Origin of the sequence: Methylobacterium oryzisoli, assembly GCF_046557895.1 — a bacterium.
Classification (GTDB): Bacteria; Pseudomonadota; Alphaproteobacteria; order Rhizobiales; family Beijerinckiaceae; genus Methylobacterium; species Methylobacterium oryzisoli.
The window spans coordinates 41,491-58,323 of sequence record NZ_JBKIBX010000041.1 but is presented as its reverse complement, the minus strand read 5'-3'; the positions used below and the strand labels follow the sequence as shown (position 1 = coordinate 58,323).

Below are 16,833 nucleotides of genomic sequence, written 5' to 3'. Positions count from 1 at the left end.
CGACAAGGTGCAAGCAGCCCTCTCCCCGCACGCGGGGAGAGGAGATCCCGCGCCTCATTCGGCGATGTGTGCATCTGCAAGCCTCTTTCCCACTCGGGAGAAGGGGTCCCCGCGCCTCCCGTCCAGATGTGGCGTGCGCGGCTGACTTCACCGCTCTTCCGCCTCGCGCTCCTTGGCGCGGCCCTCGCCGCGCTCACCCTCGGCGCGCTCGCGCTCCACATCCCCGGCGCCGACACGGTCGGCACGCCGCTCAGGGCCAACCTCTTCGTCGGCGTGCTGGCGGTCTCGGTGGGCGTCTACCTCCTCGCCGTGCGCCTCGTGCTGCGAAGCGACCTCCCGGCCTCCGCCCCCTGGCTCGTGCTGGCGCTCGCGGTGCTGCTGCGCCTCGCGCTCCTGCCCGAACTCCCGTTCCTGTCGAGCGACATCTACCGCTACGTCTGGGACGGGCAGGTGCAGGCGGCGGGAATCAACCCCTACCGCTACGTCCCGGCTGACCCGGCGCTGGCCCACCTGCGCGACCCCGCCGTCTTTCCGCTGATCAACCGGGCCGACTATGCCCGCACGATCTACCCGCCGGCCGCGCAGGTTTTCTTCGCGCTCGTGGCTCAGGTGGGCGCGAGCGTCACCGCCATGAAGGCCGCGATGCTGCTGTGCGAGGCGGTCGCGATGGTCTGCCTCCTGCGCCTGCTCGCGCTCGCCGGCCTGCCGCAGGTGCGGATCCTGATCTACGCCTGGAACCCGCTGGTGCTGTGGTCCTTCGCGCTGGACGGCCACGTCGATGCGCTGGCGGTGGCGCTCCTCGCCCTCGCGCTCCTCGCCCGCGCGCGGCACCGCGACGGCGTGGCCGGCGCGCTGCTGGCAGCTGCCACACTGGTGAAGTTCCTGCCGGTCGTCGTCGCCCCGGCCTTCGTGCGGGGCGGGCGGCTGTGGCGCCCGGCGCTGGCGGGCGCGGGCGTGATCGTCGTCCTCTACGCCCTCTATCTCTCGGCGGGCCGGCACGTGCTCGGCTTCCTGCCGGCCTACGGGGCCGAGGAGGGCTTCGACACCGGTCACGGTTTTTGGCTGCTCGCGGGCCTCTCTCGCCTCGTGCCCCTGCCGGACAGCGCCGGGCGGATCTACGCGCTCGGCGTCGCCGTCGCGTTCGCGGCGCTCTCGTGGTGGGTCGCGACCCGGCGGGCGCCTTCGGGCGGGCCGGATACGGTGCGGCTCTGCCGCGACGCGGGGCTGCTCGCCGCAATCGCCACGGCCGCCGCGAACCCGCACTACGCCTGGTACTATGCGTGGCTCGCCCTGCCCGCGGCGGTGGCGCCGAGCCCGGCGGTGATCTGGCTCTCGGCCGCGCCCGTGCTGTTCTACGTCGACCCGTTCAACGATCGCTTCGTCTGGCCGGCCCTCGTGTTCGTCCCGGCCCTGATCCTGGCAGGGCGGGCGCTCCGTCCCGCCGCATCCGCCCTCGCCCACCCGAGAGGAGCCTCATGACGGCCTCCCCCGCCCTCAAGGACCCGCGCCGCTACTTCGAGGCGATCGACGCGAGGCGCTCCGCATCGGCCGAGGCGCCGCCGGTCTGCCTCTACCTGGAGGTGACGAACCGCTGCAACCTGCTGTGCGAGACCTGCCCGCGCACCTTCGAGACGCTGGAGCCCCCGGCCGACATGAGCTGGGAGCTGTTCACCCGGATCGTCGACCAAGTGCCGGACGTGGCGCGCGTGGTGCTGCACGGCGTCGGCGAGCCGATGCTGGTCAAATCCCTGCCGCGGATGATCCGCTACCTGAAGGACCGCGGCACCCACGTGCTGTTCAACACGAACGGCACCCTGATGCAGCCGAAGCGCTTCCAGGAGCTGATCGACACCGGCCTCGACGAGCTGCGCGTCTCGCTCGACGCCGCCGACCGCGCCTCCTACCTCAAGGTGCGCGGCAAGGATTTCTTCGACCGCATCGTGCGCGACGTCGGCCGGTTCGTCGCCCACCAGCGCAAGGTGGGCGCGGCGACCCCGAAGGTCTCGCTCTGGCTCACCGGGCTCAAGGAGACGATCGACCAGCTGCCCGCCTTCGTGCGGCTCGCCGCCGAGATGGGCGTGGCGGAGGTCCATCTGCAGCGCCTCGTCTTCGACGAGGCCGGCTACGGCATGGCCCGTTCCGACCTGTCGCTGTTCGAGAGCACGCGCGAGGAGGAACGCGCGGCGATCGCGGCCGCGCAGGCGATCGGGGCCGACCTCGGCGTGACCCTCGACGCGTCGGGCGCCACCGAGCCGGGCCTCAGCCTGAAGCGGCAGGCGGAGGAGCAGCCCTGGTCCACCTGCCGCCGGCCCTGGTCGCTGATGTACTTCACCGCGCACGGCCGGGCGCTGCCCTGCTGCATCGCGCCCTTCGCGGTGCGGGGCTACGCGCATTACACGCTCGGCGACGCGACGCAGGCGACCCTGCGCGAGATCTGGAACGGCGAGGCCTACCGCGATTTCCGCTCGGCGCTCCTCTCGGACGCGCCCCCGGCCCCTTGCAGGAATTGCGGTCTGCGATGGAGCCTGTGAGCGTCGTCATCCCGACCCTCGACGAAGCCTCGACCATCGGGGCGGTGCTGGCCGAGATCCCGCGCGCCTATGCGGGCGACCTCATCGTGGCGGATGGCGGCAGCCGCGACGGCACGCCAGAGGTCGCCGCGGCGGCGGGCGCCCGCGTGATCGCGGCGGGGCGCGGCTACGGCCGGGCCTGCGCGGCGGGGGCGGCGGCGGCGAACCCGTACAACCGCGTCATCGTCTTCCTCGACGGCGACGGCGCCGACCGCGCCGACCTGATGGAGGTGGTCGCCGGCCCGGTGCTGGCGGGCGAGCAAGATCTGGTGCTCGCCTCCCGCACGCGGGGCGACCGCGAACCCGGCGCGATGCTCTGGCATCAGGTGCTCGCCGGGCGCCTCGCGGGCCTGGGCATCGGGGCGCTCACCGGCGTGCGCTACTCCGACATGTGCGCTTTCCGGGCGATCGACCGGGCGGCGCTCGCCCGCCTCGGGCTTCGCGAGATGACCTACGGGTGGAACATCGAGATGCAGATGCAGGCCGCCCGCGCATCCTTGCGCATCGCCGAGGTGCCGCTGCCCTATCGCCGCCGGGCGGGCGGCGCCTCGAAGGTCGCGGGGTCGCTGCCCGGGACGCTGCGGGCGGGCAGCCGCATCGTGACGACCTTCCTGCGCGTGGCGGCCGGACCGGCGCCCCGGCGATGAGCGAGCCCTTCGCCCTGGCGGCCTTCCTGGCGCGCTGGAGCGCGGGCATCCGGCACGACCTCGCGGCCTCCGATTCCGAGACTCTGCCGCTCGCGGCGCTCCTCGCCCTCGCGGATGCCGAGGACCAGCGCCGCTGGGCCGCCCTCGACCTCGGCTACGCCGACCCGCGCGGCGCGCCCTGGCTGCGGGAGGCGGTCGCGCGCCGCCACGCGGGGCTCGCCGCCGACGACGTGCTCTGCTGCGCGGGCGCCCAGGAGGCCGCTTCCTGCGTGCTGCGGGCGCTGCTGACGCCCGACGACCACGCCGTGGTGGTGCTGCCGCTCTACCAGCCCTCCGAGCAGGCCGTGACGGCGCGCTGCGCCGCGACCGGTATCTCCCTCGCCGACGACGGCGCCTGGACGCTCGACCTCGACCGCGTCGCGGCGGCGCTTCGGCCGAACACGAGGCTCGTCCTGGCGAATTTTCCAAATAGCCCGACCGGCGCCTCGCTGCCGCGCGCCGCCCTCGACGCCCTGGTGGCGCTCTGCCGCCGCCGCGGCCTCTGGCTCGTCATCGACGAGGTCTATCGCGAGACCGACCCGGTGCCTGCGCCCGCCGTGGTGGAGGTCTACGAGCGCGGCATCTCGATCGATGGATTGTCGAAGGGCTACGGGTTGCCGGGCCTGCGCGTCGGCTGGGTCGCCTGCCGCGACCGCGCCCTGTTGTCCCGCACCCTCGCGGTGAAGAACGGATTGTCGAGCTGCCTCTCTTCGGCGAGCGAGGTGCTGGCGCACGTCGCGCTGCGCCGGAGCAAATCGATCCTGGCGCGGACACGCGAGATCGGGCGCCGCAACCGTGCCCGCCTCGACGCGCTGCTCGCGCGGCATTCCGGCCTGTTCGAGCCGGAGGGCGGGCATCACCTCGCCTTCGCCTTCCCGCGCTATCGCGGGGGCGACGCGGATGTCTTCGCCGCCGAACTCGCCCGCGACTGCGGCTTGCTCATCCTGCCCGCGTCCCTGTGGCGGTCGCCCCTCGGGCCGCTTCCGGTCGATCGCGTCCGCATCGGTCTCGGCCATGCCCGCGTCGCGTCGGCGCTGGACGTTCTGGATCTGCACCTCGCCACGCGACCGATCGCATCGGACGCCCAGCCTGCCTCGTATCAGGCAGCCCGCGCGGCGGAGCGGAGACTCCGCGCACCTGAGCGAAGCTGAAATCCGCATCGCCGAGGTCCACTTTGGCCGAGGTCCACTCTGGCCAAGGTGCACTCTGGCGAAGCGATCAATCGGCGACCGTGTCAGTCGGACAGGCACTCGGCATCCAGGCTCAGCCGCACCGTGCAGAGCACCCGACCGTGCTCATCGCGGACATAGGCCACGAAGCTGCGCTTGCCGTCCTGCGGCGGCTTCTCCCGGCCGATGTCCGGCAGCGCCGCGATCGCGGCATCGCGAGCCGCCTCGAGGCTCGGGTACTCCTCGCCCTCGTCATCCTTCAGCGACTGAGCGCCGTCCTCGAAGTCGATGAAAAAGCGTGGCATGACGATTCCGCATCCGGATGCACGAGGGCGGCCCGAGAGCTAAAAAGCCTGACCCTGACGAAGGTTGCAGCGGGACGGGGCGGCGCAGCTTATCCTGCGTTAAGCCAATGCGGGCGCTGATTTTTTCGCCATTTGTGCACAAGTGAACAGACAGCCGGTCAAGCGCTGCGGTAGGAGCATGGTCGGACACACCCACCCCGCTGCAGCTGCCATGATCCCTGACGCCGACCTTCCCATGAGCGGCAACCTGCTCCTCCAGGCCCTGCGCCCGAAGGACCGGGCCCTCCTCGCGCCGCATCTCGAGCTGAAGGACTACCGGCGCGGCGACGTGCTGTTCGAAGTGGGCGAGGACGTCTCCTGCATCTCCTTCCCGTGCGGCTCCAGCGTGGCGGCCCTGATCATCACCATGCAGGACGGGCGCACGATCGAAACCGCGACGGTCGGCCATGAGGGCGCCATCGGCGGGGTGGTCAGCCAGGGCTCGCTGCCAGCCTTCAGCCGGGCGGTGGTGCAGATCAGCGGGCCGATGCTGCGCCTGGAGACCGCGCGCCTGCAGGAGGTCAAGGCGAGCTCTCCCGCCCTGCGCAACCTGTTCACGCGCTACTCGGACTGCCTGCTCGCGCAGGTGCTGCAGTCGGTGGCCTGCAACGCCCTGCATCCGATCGAGGAGCGGTGTGCCCGCTGGATCCTCAGCTTGCAGGACCGCCTCGGCGGCAACGTCCTGCCGATCACGCACGAGCTCCTGGCCGAGTTGCTGGGCGTGCAGCGCTCCTATCTGACCCGGACGCTCAAGAGCCTGCAGCAGCAGGAGCTGGTGCAGGTGCGCCGGGGCCGCATCATCGTCTGCGACCGGCCGGCCCTGGAGCAGAAGGCCTGCGAGTGCCACGGCGCCGTCAGGCGGCACTTCGAGACGGTGCTCGGCGCCGTCTACAGCACGTCCGGCACGCTGATCGCCCTGCGGCCGGTCGCCAACGACACCGGCATGTCCCATGCGGTGTGAGGGACCGCGCCTGCCTCCGCCATCGAATCCGATCCCCGCCACGGGGCTCCTCCGGGGATGAGCCGCGCGTGCGACCCCTCCACCGAGCAGGCCCGCCTGCGCGCGCTCGATCGCTACGAGATCCTCGACACGCCGCGCGAGGAGGATTTCGACGGCATCGCGGCGCTGGCCGCCGAGATCTGCCAAGCCCCGATCGCGGTGGTCAACCTGATCGGTGAGGGGCGGCAGTTCTTCAAGGCCGAGGTCGGCCTCGGCGTGCGCGAAACGCCACTCGAGAGCTCGTTCTGCCGGCAGGCCCTCCTGCAGGAGGACTTCCTGTACGTGCCGGACGCCACGCGGGATCCCCGCTTCGCGTGCAATCCCCTGGTCACCGGTGAGCCGGGCCTGCGCTTCTACGCCGGGGCGCTGCTCAAGACGCCCGAGGGGCACCCGATCGGCACCGTCTGCGTGCTCGACACGAGGCCGCGTGAGCTGAGCGAGCGGCAGAAGGGCACGCTGACGCATCTGGCACGCCAGACCATGGCGCAGCTGGAGCTGCGCCGCACCCTGCGCGAGCAGAGTGCCGAACGGGAGCTGCAGGATCGGATCCTGGAGAGTGCGACGGATTACGCGATCGTCGCCACCGACCGCCGCGGCCGGGTCACCCGCTGGAATGCCGGGGCCGAGCGCATCCTCGGCTGGACGCAGGCCGAGATGCTGGGCGAGAGCGTCCACGTCTTCTTCACGCCCGAGGATCGGGAGGGGCAGCGGCCCGAGATCGAGATGGGTCTCGCGCTCACGCAAGGCAGCGCGCCGGACGAGCGCTGGTATCTGCGCAAGTCCGGCGAGCGCTTCTGGGCTCAGGGCGAGATGATGCCGCTCAAGGCCGAGAACGGCGCGGTCCAGGGCTTCCTCAAGATCCTGCGCGACCGCACCCAGCAGCGGCGGGCGGCGGCGGAGCGGAGCGCCAGCGAGCTGCGCTTCCGCTCGCTGGTCGAGGTCAGCCCGCAGGTGGTCTGGTTCGGCGATGCGGCCGGCACCATCACCTACTGCAACCCGATCTGGTACGAGTTCACCGGACTGACCCCCGGCGACACCGGCGGCGACGGCTGGGCCAGCGTGATCCATCCGGAGCACCGCGAGCGGGTGCTCGGCGCGTGGAGGCAGGCGGTCGCCGATGTCGGCACGGTCGAAGTCGAGATCCCGTTCCGGCGTGCCAGCGACGGTCAGTACCGCTGGTTCCTGGCCCGCGGCAAACCCGTGATCGACGCGGCCGGGGCGGTCGCGAGCTGGATCGGCATCGCCATCGACATCCACGACCGTCGTCAGGCCGAGGAGGATCTGCGCAGGGCGCAGGATCAGCTGCGTCTGGCGATCGAGGCCACCCACATCGGCATCTTCGACTACGACCCGGTCACGGGGACCCTGCGGTGGGATGCGCGCGTGCACGCCGCCTTCGGGCTGCCGCCGGACGCGCCCGTGACCTACGCGACGTTCCTGGCCGGCCTGCATCCGGAGGATCGGTCCTGGGTGGACGCGGCGGTGAGCGCCGCCCTCGACCCCGCGGGCGACGGCACCTACGACATCGTGTACCGGACGATCGGCCTGCAGGACGGCGTCGAGCGCTGGCTCGCCGCCAAGGGGCGGGCCATCGTCGAGAAGGGCCGCACGGTGCGCTTCATCGGCACGGTGCGCGACATCACGGCCAACCGGCGCGGCGAGCAGGACCTGCGCGACACGGAGGAGCGCTACCGCCTCGCGGCGCGCGCGACCAACGATGCGATCTGGGACTGGAGCCTCGTCACCGACCACATCCGCTGGAACGAGGCGGTGCAGACCCTGTTCGGCTACGCCGAGGACGAGGTCGGCGCGAGCGGCTCGTGGTGGAAGTCCCACATCCACCCCGACGACCGCGAACGCGTGAAGACCAGCATCTACGCGGTGATCGACGGCGACGGGGAGCACTGGAGCGACGAGTACCGCTTCCTGCGTGCCGACGGCACCTATGCGGACATCCTCGACCGTGGCTACGTGCTGCGGGACGGTCGCGGCCGGGCCGTGCGGATGATCGGCGCCATGCTCGACATCACCGCCCGCAAGCGGGCCGAGGAGCACCAGCGGCTGCTCACGAGCGAGCTGCAGCACCGGGTGAAGAACACCCTCGCCCTGGTTCAGGCGATCGCCAGCCAGACCCTGCGCGGTGCGGCGGACGTGACCGAGATGCGCGAGGCGTTCGCCGCCCGCCTGATCTCGCTGGGCCGTGCGCACGACATCCTCACCCAGGCGAGCTGGACGGCCGCGCCGATCGCCGAGGTGGTCGAGGGCGCCCTCAGCGTGCACCGGAACGCGGGCCCCGCCCGCATCCGGGTCAGCGGCCCCAACGTGCTGCTGGCGGCCAAGCCGGCGCTCTCCTTGGCGCTGGCGCTGCACGAGCTCGCCACCAACGCGGCCAAGTACGGCGCCCTCTCGAACGAGAGCGGCACGGTGGACCTGCGCTGGCACGTGGTGCACGCCGCCGACGCGTCCCGGTTCTGCCTGACTTGGTCCGAGCAGGGCGGCCCGCCCATCCTGGTTCAGCCGGCACACAAGGGGTTCGGCTCGCGGCTGATCGAGCGCAGCTTCGCCGCCGAGGTCGGTGGCGAGGTCAAGCTGACCTACGCGCCCACGGGCCTGGTCTGCAGGCTGGAGGCACCGCTCGCCTCGATGCAGGAGCAGCGCAGCGAGGCTGCCGCCTAGAGCAGGATCCGATCGCGTCGGGATGTGTCACCGTCGCTCCCGTGCGCGACGCCGCACCGTGGGCTGTCGCGCCCAGGCCTTGTCGTGGTTCCGGCGCGACGGGTCCTGGCTCTACTTGCCCAGGCAAGCCCGGAGAGCGCCGATCCGGGTACCGAACATCCGAACAGACTGTTTCAGTTCATCCACGGTCACGTTGAGGTCGCGAGCGAGTGACCGCATCTCGCGCGGATCGTGGATGTCGAGGTGCGTTTTCGGGTGGGAGGCGGTCTCGGGCTGAGGCAGCGACATCGAATCGACCTTGGCGCGGGCGGGACGCGCGCAGCTGGAGGTGTGTCAGAGATGGTCGACAACGTGCGCAGCGGCGGTTTGTTGCGGACGCCGCCGCCGTGCCGAACGTCGGCCCGCGGCCCGCGGGTTCGACGCTCGCCGTTCGGCTGTCGCCGCGGCCGACAGGACCGCCGCCCGTCGACGGTCCGGCTTCGCTGGCTGCCCTCGTCCCGGCGCGTCCGGGCTCACCCGGTGACATTCCTCGCCGGGGCTTCCGCCGCGCCTCACCCCGGCCGGCCTGGGAATGGCAGGACCTGCGCTTCGGGCCGCAGGCTCGTCACCAGCGCGCGCGCCAGGTCGGCCTGCTGGAACGGCTTGCCCAGCCGCACCAGGCCGGCAAGCTCATCCTCCGGCAGCTCGGCGTAGCCGCTGGCCAGGATCACCGGCAGGCCGGCGTGCTCCGCCCGGAGAACCTCGATCAGCTGCGTGCCCGTCATGCCCGGCATCAGCTGATCGGTGATCAGCAGATCGATGGTCTCCGACCGGCGCAGGATGCGCAGGGCCTGCTCGCCGGACGAGGCTTCCAGCACGCTGTGGCCGAGGTCCTCGAGCATCGCGGACGTGTTCATCAGCACCAGCGGGTCGTCATCGACGACCAGCACCGTCATCGCCCGCAAGCTGGGCAGCGCGGGATCTTGGTTGTCCGTCTCATCCCCGGCCGGACCCGCCTCCACGGCCGGCAGCCACAGCTCCGCCGTCGTCCCCCGCCCGAGGGTGCTCGTGAGGTGCAGCCGCCCGCCCGATTGCTCGGCAAAGCCGTGGATCATGGACAGGCCGAGGCCCGTGCCCTTGCCGACGCCCTTGGTCGTGAAGAACGGCTCGACGGCTTGGGTGAGCGTCCGCTCATCCATGCCCACGCCCGTGTCGATGACGGACAGGCAGAGATAGCGGCCTGCTGCCAGGCCGGCGATCTCCTCCGGGCCGACCCGCTCCTCGCGCGCCGCGATCGTGATCGTGCCGCCCTCCGGCATGGCGTCCCGTGCGTTCACCGTCAGGTTGAGCAGCGCCAGCTCGAGCTGCGAGGCGTCGGCGAACGCGTGCGGCAGCTGCAGCGGGAATTGCGTGCTGACCGGGATGGTCGAACCGATCGAGCGCTGCAGCAGCTCCGCCATGCCGCGCACGAGCTCCGGCACGTCGATCGGGCCGATGGTGAGCGCCTGCAGCCGCGCGAAGGCGAGCATGCGCTTGGTCAGCGTCGCGCCGCGCTCGGCCGCCTGGACCGAGTTTTCGATCAGCTGCCGGAGCTTGGGATCCGGCGGCAGGCGCTTGCGCGCCAGAGCCAGGTTGCCGAGCACCACGGCGAGCAGGTTGTTGAAGTCGTGGGCGACCCCGCCGGTGAGTTGCCCGATCGCCTCCATCTTCTGCGCCTGGACGAAGCGGGCGCGGGTGGCCTCCAGCTCCTGCTGGGCGTTGCGCCGTTCGGTGACGTCGCGCGTGATCTTGGCATAGCCGACCAGCTCGCCGTGATCGCCGCGGATGGGATCGATCACGACGTGCGCCCAGAACCGCACGCCATCCTTGCGCACGCGCCAGCCCTCGGCCTCGAAGCGGCCTTCGCGCGCTGCGGTCTGAAGGGCGCGGGTCGGCAGACCCGACGCCTGATCCTCGTCGGTATAGAAGTGCGAGAAGTGCTGGCCGATGATCTCGTCGTCGGTGTAGCCCTTGAAGCGCTGCGCGCCCTTGTTCCAGCTCGACACCCTGCCCTGCGGGTCGAGCATGTAGATGGCGTAGTCCTGCACGCCCTGGACGAGCAGGCGGAAGCGCTGCTCGCTCTGCCGCAGGGCCTCCTGGACCGCCCGCCGTTCGCTCAGGTCGCGGGTGACCTTGGCGTATCCCAGCAGCGTGCCGTCATCGCTCCGGATCGGGTCGATCAGCACGTGCGCCCACATGAGTGAGCCGTCCTTGCGCACGCGCCAGCCCTCCTGCTCGAAGCGGCCTTCGGTGGCGGCGATCCGCAAGGCGCGGCCGGGCAGGTCCGTCGCGCGATCCTCATCGGTGTAGAAGCGGGAGAAGTGCTGGCCGAGGATCTCGGCCTCCGAATAGCCCTTGAAGCGCTGCGCGCCCTTGTTCCAGCTCGTGATCCGGCCTTCCGGGTCGAGCATATAGATCGCGTAATCAACGATGCTCTCGACGAGGAGACGGTAGCGATCGTCACGAAGTGCGGCAGCCTCGATCGTATTCGCTTCGGTCACGATGTCATCTTGCAGTCGGGTGGGCGGATTCGCTCGACGTATGTCCCTATCATCCTATCGCCCGCGGACCAACGTGCCGCCTGTGCCGGGCGAGAAGGCGCCCTCCGCGGCGACCGCTCATGCTGACCCGCCCAGGAGAACCAAGCGGGCCGAGGGGTCATCGTGCGGAGGCTTCGCGCGATCCCGGGCCAGGAGGGCGAGGTCCGGCCCGGTTCGGCAGCCAGGATCGGACTTGCCGTCACGCTCGGCCTTGAGTTCGCGCTCGGCCATGAGCCAGAACTCGATCTCGAAGCCGTCGGGCCGATGATTGCGCTCCCACAGGTCGTAGGCGCGCTCACGGATCTGCTCGAACGTAATCTCGCCTGGGGCTTCCATGATCTCAGGTGCCGGTCTGCGTAGCCGCTGCCCAGGCAACAGCGCCGCGTTGGCGCTGTTCCCGGCCACCACCTGCCTCCGTCCAGCTACCGCGCCCATCGGAGCTTCCCTGAGCTCAGGATGGCAGAGGCAGGCCGAGCTGCGCACTCTCCGTGTCACGGCCGCTGCGCACATCGAGGTAGCGCAGCACCGGCGTGACCGTGATCCCGTGCAGCAGAATGGAGATCATGATCGTGAGACTCGCCGTGCTCCAGAGCAGATCGGGCTGCTCGAACGTCGCGTGGCCCAGCGCGTACGCCAGATAGTAGATCGTGCCCACGCCGCGGATGCCGAAGAAGCTGATCACGGCCCGTTCGCTCGCCGGCTGATCCGTCGCGAGAAGAGCAAGCCAGCCGCTCACAGGACGCACGACGAACAGCGCGATCAGCGCGAAGGCCACGCTCTCCCACGAGAGGGCCTGGAGCAGGCCCCCGCCCACGAGCGCGGCTCCGAAGCCGACGAGCAGCACCATCATCAGCAGGCGTTCGAGTTCCTCGGCGAAGCTGTGCAGCTTGTGATGATAGTCATGCCCCCGCTTCGTCGCCCGCAGCGCCACAGCCGCCACGAACACGGCCACGAAACCATAGCCGTGCGCCATCTCGACCACGCCGTAGGTCAGGCACGTGATGCCGAGCGCCACGAAGCCATCGCCGGTGCGCGACAGCTTGGCTCGGTTCGGCAGATGGAAGGTGAGCCAGCCGAGAGCCCAGCCGATCACCCCTCCCAGGCCGATCCCCACGACGAGCTTCCAGAGCACGGCCACGGCGAACCATTGTCCCAGCTCCGGCAGACCGACACTCGCCGCCGACATGGCCAGGGCGAGATGCACGAAGGGGAAGGCGAGCCCGTCGTTCAGGCCGGCCTCGGAGGTCAGGGCGAACCGCATCTCGTCTTCCCGGCCTTCACCCGGCGGTCCGACCTGCACGTCGCTGGCGAGCACCGGATCGGTCGGCGCGAGAGCGGCCGCGAGCAGAAGCGCCGTCGCCGTGCCGAGGCCGAGGAGAGCGGAGCCGAGCACGGTCAGGATCAGGATGGTGAGCGGCATGGCGATGCCCAGAAGCCGCCACGTCACGATCCAGCACCGCCAGCCGAACACGCGGTCGAGCTTCAGGCCGGCGCCCATGAGCGAGATGATGACGACCAACTCGGTCGCCTTCTCGACGACGAGGAGGTGCTCCTGCGGACGGGGCATGGCACCGAGGATCTCGGGGAAAGCCGACAGCACCGCGCCGATGCCGACGCAGCAGATCGGCAGGGACAGCGGCATCTGCCGCAGAACCATCGGCAGCCACGCGGTCAGGAGAACGAGGGCACCGAAGCCGGCCAGCACGAGCATGTAGGCAGTCATCAGGAGCGAACCACCACCCGGCCCGACTGTTCCTCGGCATCGCGTGGGGCGCAGCGACCGCCGGTAGCGGGTCGAGCAACCTCCGGTTCGTGCCGGTGCCCGGCGGCGCGACGGCCGTCACGCCATCTCGGGGCCGCCGCCCGAGCCCCCTCGGCGGTCGGGGCCGGGAGCGTCCGGCGATGGGCGTTCGGGAGCGCCGGAGCGTCCGGTCAGGACGTCGATGAAGGCGCGCAGCCCCGCCGGAACGTGGCGTTGCCCGGCATAGTAGAGGCACAGCCCCGGAACCGGCGGGGACCACTCGCTCAGGACGACGACGAGCCGCCCCTCGTCCAGCAAGGGCCGTGCGGCCTGCTCCGAGACGTAGGCGATGCCGAGCCCCGCTGCGGCGGCCTCCACCATCAGGCCGTTATGGTCGAGGGTGAGGGGGCCGGGCACGTCCACGACCCATTCCCGCCCGTGCCGCGCGAACTCCCAGCGGTAGGGCTTGCCGCTGGGCATGCGGTGCCGGATGCACCGGTGCGACCGAAGGTCGTCGGGCGAGCGCGGGGGTGCGTTTCCCGCCAGATACCCGGGTGAGGCGACCGCGACGAAGCGGACCTCGCCACCGAAGGGCACCGCGATCATGTCCTGCGGCACGGCTTCGGCGAGGCGCACCCCGGCGTCGAAGCCGCGCTCGACGATGTCGACGAAGCGGTTGTCCGCCACGAGTTCGAGCGCCAGGCCGGGGTGGCGGTCGAGGAAGGCCGGCACGACGGAGCGCAGGAGCAGGCGGGAGGCCAGCTCGCTGGCGTTGATCCGCAACGTCCCGCGCAAGGTCCCCTGGTCCTGCGCGAACTCGTCGAGCGCGTGATCGAGGTCGCGCAGGACCGGCCCGACCCGCCGCAGCAGCCGGGCGCCCGCCTCCGTCGGGGCGACGCTGCGGGTCGTCCTGTGCAGCAGGCGCTGCCCGAGCCGGCGTTCGAGCGACAGGACCGTGTGACTGAGGGACGAGCGCGACAGGCCGAGGGCGTCGGCCGCCCGGGTGAAGCTCCGGTGCTCCGCCACGCTCGCGAAGGCGGTGAGGTCGGCGAGGGTCGGCTTGGTGATTGGTGGCCTCCTCTCACCAGGGCATGCGGATTGTGCCGTCTAATGCGATGCGGCGAAAGCCCCTAGATCGACGGCACCCCGAGAGGAGCATGCGCCGTGTCGAAGACGTGGTTGATCACCGGCACATCGAGCGGTTTCGGCCGCTTGCTGACCGAAAAACTGCTGGCCCGCGGCGATACGGTCGTCGCCACCGTCCGCCGGCCGGCCGCCCTCGACGACCTCGCCGACCGGCATGGCGCGCGGTTGATCGTGCGGCGCCTCGACGTCGCCGACACGGCCGGCCTGCGGACGACCGCGGACGCCGCGTTCGAGGTCGCGGGACGCATCGACATCGTTGTCAGCAACGCGGGCTACGCGCTGTTCGGGGCGGCCGAGGAGGCGAGCGACGCGCAGGTCGAACGCCAGGTCGCGACCAACCTCGTCGGCGCGATCCAGCTGATCCGGGCCTGCCTGCCGCACCTGCGCCGCCAGGGCGGCGGCCGCATCGTGCAGATCTCCTCGGAAGGAGGACAGATCGCCTACCCCGGCTTCTCCCTCTACCACGCCACCAAATGGGGCATCGAAGGCTTCGTCGAGGCGGTCGCGCAGGAGGTGGCCCCGTTCGGCATCGACTTCCTGCTGGTCGAGCCTGGCCCGACCGAGACCGGGTTCCGCGCGGGGCTCGACCGGACGACGCCGATGCCGGCCTACGCGGCGACGCCCGCGGGCGATGTCCGCCGCGCGGTCGACGGCGGGGGCTTCGTTCTGACGGGGGACGCCGCCAAGGGGGCCGATGCCATCATCGCGGCGGCCGATGCCGAGCGGCCGCCGCTGCGCCTCGTGCTGGGCAGCACGGCCTACCACACCATCGCCCGCGCCCTCGACGCGCGCCGCGCCGCCTTGGAGGAGCAGAGATCGGTCGCGCTCGCCGCCGACGTCGACGGAATGGCCGCGACCCGGAGCGAGCGGCCCGCACCGCCCGTGGCGACCGAAGGACCAATCGGAGAAGCGTGATGGATCGGTCGAAGCTTGTCGTTCCCGTGCTCGTCGCCGCACTCGCCGCGGCGTCCGCTGCCAGGGCCGAACCCGCCAACCAGGTTCTGGGGACGTGGCGCATGGTGTCCGCGCGCATCGACCCGGACGGTCGGAACGCGCCGGCCTACGGCGCGCGCCCGAACGGGCTGCTGGTGTTCACCCCCGACATGCACTTCGTCGAGGTTCTCAGCGACGCCGACGTGCCGAGATTCGCCTCGAACGCGCGGGGCCAGGGCTCCGCGGAGGAGAACCGCGCCGCCATGGCCGGCAGCATCGGCTTCTTCGGCACCTATACGGTGGATGCGGCGGGCGCCTTCAGCGGCAACCGCGTGGAGGGGTCGACCTTCCCGAACTGGATCGGCGACGTGCGCACGACCGAGCAGCTCCAGCTCGTCGTCGAGGGTGATCGCATGCGGGAGAGCTTCCGGAGGCCGGACGGCACCCGGATCGCCATCGAGTGGCAGCGCGTGCGCTGAGACGGCCCCTGTCCTGCGGTGGGACCCGCTGCGGGTCCGCAGGCGTGTGGGGCGAGGCTCGTTCTCCCGCAGCAGGACGCGTTCTCCCCCGGGATGCCGCCGGGTGTCGCGGAATCGTGCAGGCCGGTCGACGGCGACGCAGCGGCCATCGCGAGAGCCGGCATCGCGCTGGCCTTCATCCCAGGCGCGAGAGGGTGGAAGCGACGGCTCTCTCAGCCTTCCTGCTCCCGAGCCCCGCTGCCGGCGACCGTCTCGGGCTCGCCGCTCTCCGGAAGCGTGAACGGCGTGACCGGATGACCGGCTTCGCCCAGGATGGCGACGACCGTCGCCGGGACGATGGACAGCGTGCGGGTGCTCACCAGCGGGTGGAGGTTGATCCGGTCCGCTTCGAGCAGGGCCTGTTCGATGAACACGCTCACGCCCCCGGGCTGCGCGTTCATCGCGGCCAGGGGCGAGACTGCGCCGCTTTCCACGCCAAGATGCTCCCGGAGGGCGTCCGGACTGGCGAAGGAGAGGCCGCCCCGTGCCCCGAGGACCTGCCGGAAGGCCTTCAGATCGACGCGCGCGTCGTGGCGCAGGGTGACGAGGAAGTAGGCCTTCCTGCCGTCGCGCAGGAACAGGTTCTTGGTATGCGCGCCCGGGATGTCGCCGCAATGCGCCAGCATCGCCTCGACGGTGAGGACGGGCGGATGCTCGTGCAACGCGGCCTCGACACCGCGTTCGCGCAAGCGCGCCAGGAGATCATCGGAACTGAAGGGCATGGCGTCGTCGGGCTCGGCTGCTCGTGGCCGATGCCGTTACCGCCCGGCCGGTCCCGGCGCCATCCTGTGCTTGCGCCCGCCGCTCGGTTCCCGCGGCACCGCCGCCGTGATCGCGTTCCCCTCCCCCGGCGTGGTCTGTACGGTGGAGGCATCACGCGCCATCTCGGACGCTGAACCCCCACCGAGCGCACCCGGAAGAACGATCGGCATGAGCCAAGCGGACCAGATCACGATCTTCGTGGATGCGGATGCGTGCCCGGTGAAGGACGAGGTCTACCGGGTCGCGGCCCGCTACGGGCTGCACGTCTTCGTGGTCGCCAACAGCTTCATGAACCTGCCCCGCGAGCCTTGGATCGAGCGGGTCGTGGTCCCCGGAAGCTTCGATGCGGCGGATGACTGGATCGCCGAGCGGGCGGGCCCGAAGGCCATCGTCGTCACGGCCGACGTGCCCTTGGCCAGCCGCTGCGTGAAGTCCGGAGCCACGGTTCTCGGCCCCGCCGGCAAGCCGTTCACCGAGGCCTCGATCGGGATGGCCCTGGCAAGCCGGAACCTGATGCAGGATCTGCGCGAGGCCGGTTTGGTCACGGGCGGCTCCCGGCCCTTCTCGGCCAAGGACCGCTCGGCCTTCCTGGGCGCCCTCGATCGGGCGGTCGTCCGGCTCCGGCGCGCGCAGCGCGGTTGACGGCGATCGGCCCGCGCAGGGCCTGCCCGGAGGCTGCGCGGCACCCGACGAACCGTGCGACGGCGCGCCTGCGGGTAGCCCCGCAGGC

16 protein-coding genes are annotated in these 16,833 nt (G+C 71.3%); 9 read left to right on the top strand and 7 right to left on the bottom strand.

The window, feature by feature from the left end:
• The first annotated feature begins 126 nt into the window (after nucleotides 1-126).
• Genes ACKUB9_RS27495 through ACKUB9_RS27480 form a run of 4 tightly spaced genes read left to right on the top strand, consistent with a single transcriptional unit; the run spans nucleotide 127 to nucleotide 4,407 of the window.
• Complete coding sequence (locus tag ACKUB9_RS27495) at nucleotides 127-1,479, top strand: MptA/MptB family glycosyltransferase (protein ID WP_407529173.1); 1,353 nt, start codon at nucleotides 127-129, stop codon at nucleotides 1,477-1,479.
• Nucleotides 1,476-2,531, top strand: coding sequence for a radical SAM protein (locus tag ACKUB9_RS27490; RefSeq protein ID WP_407529172.1), 1,056 nt, complete (start codon nucleotides 1,476-1,478; stop codon nucleotides 2,529-2,531). The genes ACKUB9_RS27495 and ACKUB9_RS27490 overlap by 4 nt, the downstream gene beginning before the upstream one ends.
• Nucleotides 2,519-3,217 carry a glycosyltransferase family 2 protein gene (locus ACKUB9_RS27485; protein WP_407529171.1) on the top strand — a complete coding sequence of 233 codons (699 nt, stop codon included), beginning with the start codon at nucleotides 2,519-2,521 and terminating at the stop codon, nucleotides 3,215-3,217. The genes ACKUB9_RS27490 and ACKUB9_RS27485 overlap by 13 nt, the downstream gene beginning before the upstream one ends.
• The gene (locus ACKUB9_RS27480) at nucleotides 3,214-4,407 is read left to right on the top strand and encodes a pyridoxal phosphate-dependent aminotransferase (protein WP_407529169.1); all 1,194 of its coding nucleotides are present in this window, start codon (nucleotides 3,214-3,216) and stop codon (nucleotides 4,405-4,407) included. Before ACKUB9_RS27485 ends, ACKUB9_RS27480 begins: the two co-directional genes overlap by 4 nt.
• A gap of 83 nt (nucleotides 4,408-4,490) precedes the next feature.
• On the opposite strand, the gene ACKUB9_RS27475 is transcribed toward ACKUB9_RS27480, so the two are convergent.
• On the bottom strand, nucleotides 4,491-4,730 hold the full coding sequence (locus ACKUB9_RS27475; protein WP_407529168.1) for a DUF6894 family protein: 240 nt from the start codon (nucleotides 4,728-4,730) through the stop codon (nucleotides 4,491-4,493).
• Between the two features lie 211 nt (nucleotides 4,731-4,941).
• On the opposite strand from ACKUB9_RS27475, the gene ACKUB9_RS27470 reads away from it, so the two are divergent.
• Both ACKUB9_RS27470 and ACKUB9_RS27465 read left to right on the top strand, forming a co-directional pair.
• Complete coding sequence (locus ACKUB9_RS27470) at nucleotides 4,942-5,730, top strand: Crp/Fnr family transcriptional regulator (protein ID WP_407529167.1); 789 nt, start codon at nucleotides 4,942-4,944, stop codon at nucleotides 5,728-5,730.
• 57 nt (nucleotides 5,731-5,787) lie between these two features.
• Nucleotides 5,788-8,445 (top strand): PAS domain S-box protein, encoded by a 2,658-nt coding sequence (locus tag ACKUB9_RS27465; RefSeq protein ID WP_407529166.1) that lies wholly within the window; start codon nucleotides 5,788-5,790, stop codon nucleotides 8,443-8,445.
• A gap of 111 nt (nucleotides 8,446-8,556) precedes the next feature.
• Here the strand turns inward: ACKUB9_RS27465 and ACKUB9_RS27460 are convergent, their stop codons facing one another.
• From ACKUB9_RS27460 to ACKUB9_RS27440, 5 genes are all read right to left on the bottom strand, one after another.
• On the bottom strand, nucleotides 8,557-8,733 hold the full coding sequence (locus ACKUB9_RS27460) for a DUF3606 domain-containing protein (RefSeq protein ID WP_407529165.1): 177 nt from the start codon (nucleotides 8,731-8,733) through the stop codon (nucleotides 8,557-8,559).
• A 263-nt stretch (nucleotides 8,734-8,996) separates the two neighbouring features.
• Nucleotides 8,997-10,964 carry a hybrid sensor histidine kinase/response regulator gene (locus ACKUB9_RS27455; RefSeq protein ID WP_407529164.1) on the bottom strand — a complete coding sequence of 656 codons (1,968 nt, stop codon included), beginning with the start codon at nucleotides 10,962-10,964 and terminating at the stop codon, nucleotides 8,997-8,999.
• A 117-nt stretch (nucleotides 10,965-11,081) separates the two neighbouring features.
• On the bottom strand, nucleotides 11,082-11,408 hold the full coding sequence (locus tag ACKUB9_RS27450; protein WP_407529163.1) for a DUF2934 domain-containing protein: 327 nt from the start codon (nucleotides 11,406-11,408) through the stop codon (nucleotides 11,082-11,084).
• A 46-nt stretch (nucleotides 11,409-11,454) separates the two neighbouring features.
• Nucleotides 11,455-12,726, bottom strand: coding sequence for a cation:proton antiporter (locus ACKUB9_RS27445; protein ID WP_407529161.1), 1,272 nt, complete (start codon nucleotides 12,724-12,726; stop codon nucleotides 11,455-11,457).
• A 117-nt stretch (nucleotides 12,727-12,843) separates the two neighbouring features.
• Nucleotides 12,844-13,812 (bottom strand): LysR family transcriptional regulator, encoded by a 969-nt coding sequence (locus tag ACKUB9_RS27440; RefSeq protein ID WP_407529175.1) that lies wholly within the window; start codon nucleotides 13,810-13,812, stop codon nucleotides 12,844-12,846.
• A 96-nt stretch (nucleotides 13,813-13,908) separates the two neighbouring features.
• Between ACKUB9_RS27440 and ACKUB9_RS27435 the strand changes: the two genes are divergently transcribed.
• Nucleotides 13,909-14,805 (top strand): SDR family oxidoreductase, encoded by an 897-nt coding sequence (locus tag ACKUB9_RS27435; RefSeq protein ID WP_407529160.1) that lies wholly within the window; start codon nucleotides 13,909-13,911, stop codon nucleotides 14,803-14,805.
• Nucleotides 14,805-15,302 (top strand): lipocalin-like domain-containing protein, encoded by a 498-nt coding sequence (locus ACKUB9_RS27430; RefSeq protein ID WP_407529159.1) that lies wholly within the window; start codon nucleotides 14,805-14,807, stop codon nucleotides 15,300-15,302. The genes ACKUB9_RS27435 and ACKUB9_RS27430 overlap by 1 nt, the downstream gene beginning before the upstream one ends.
• Before the next feature lie 212 nt (nucleotides 15,303-15,514).
• Here the strand turns inward: ACKUB9_RS27430 and ACKUB9_RS27425 are convergent, their stop codons facing one another.
• Nucleotides 15,515-16,063, bottom strand: coding sequence for a prolyl-tRNA synthetase associated domain-containing protein (locus ACKUB9_RS27425; RefSeq protein ID WP_407529158.1), 549 nt, complete (start codon nucleotides 16,061-16,063; stop codon nucleotides 15,515-15,517).
• A gap of 208 nt (nucleotides 16,064-16,271) precedes the next feature.
• Here ACKUB9_RS27425 and ACKUB9_RS27420 point away from each other — a divergent pair, with 208 nt between their 5' ends.
• A complete protein-coding gene (locus ACKUB9_RS27420; protein WP_407529157.1) occupies nucleotides 16,272-16,745 on the top strand; it encodes a YaiI/YqxD family protein in 474 nt (157 codons plus the stop codon).
• Nucleotides 16,746-16,833 lie beyond the last annotated feature (88 nt).

What these genes read in the sequence shown, in the direction of transcription:
- ACKUB9_RS27495 (WP_407529173.1), top strand. Translation starts at nt 127, where the DNA reads ATGTGGCGTGCGCGGCTGACTTCACCGCTCTTCCGCCTCGCGCTCCTT.
- ACKUB9_RS27490 (WP_407529172.1), top strand. Translation starts at nt 1,476, where the DNA reads ATGACGGCCTCCCCCGCCCTCAAGGACCCGCGCCGCTACTTCGAGGCG.
- ACKUB9_RS27485 (WP_407529171.1), top strand. Translation starts at nt 2,519, where the DNA reads ATGGAGCCTGTGAGCGTCGTCATCCCGACCCTCGACGAAGCCTCGACC.
- ACKUB9_RS27480 (WP_407529169.1), top strand. Translation starts at nt 3,214, where the DNA reads ATGAGCGAGCCCTTCGCCCTGGCGGCCTTCCTGGCGCGCTGGAGCGCG.
- ACKUB9_RS27475 (WP_407529168.1), bottom strand. Translation starts at nt 4,730, where the DNA reads ATGCCACGCTTTTTCATCGACTTCGAGGACGGCGCTCAGTCGCTGAAG.
- ACKUB9_RS27470 (WP_407529167.1), top strand. Translation starts at nt 4,942, where the DNA reads ATGATCCCTGACGCCGACCTTCCCATGAGCGGCAACCTGCTCCTCCAG.
- ACKUB9_RS27465 (WP_407529166.1), top strand. Translation starts at nt 5,788, where the DNA reads ATGAGCCGCGCGTGCGACCCCTCCACCGAGCAGGCCCGCCTGCGCGCG.
- ACKUB9_RS27460 (WP_407529165.1), bottom strand. Translation starts at nt 8,733, where the DNA reads ATGTCGCTGCCTCAGCCCGAGACCGCCTCCCACCCGAAAACGCACCTC.
- ACKUB9_RS27445 (WP_407529161.1), bottom strand. Translation starts at nt 12,726, where the DNA reads ATGACTGCCTACATGCTCGTGCTGGCCGGCTTCGGTGCCCTCGTTCTC.
- ACKUB9_RS27430 (WP_407529159.1), top strand. Translation starts at nt 14,805, where the DNA reads ATGGATCGGTCGAAGCTTGTCGTTCCCGTGCTCGTCGCCGCACTCGCC.
- ACKUB9_RS27425 (WP_407529158.1), bottom strand. Translation starts at nt 16,063, where the DNA reads ATGCCCTTCAGTTCCGATGATCTCCTGGCGCGCTTGCGCGAACGCGGT.
- ACKUB9_RS27420 (WP_407529157.1), top strand. Translation starts at nt 16,272, where the DNA reads ATGAGCCAAGCGGACCAGATCACGATCTTCGTGGATGCGGATGCGTGC.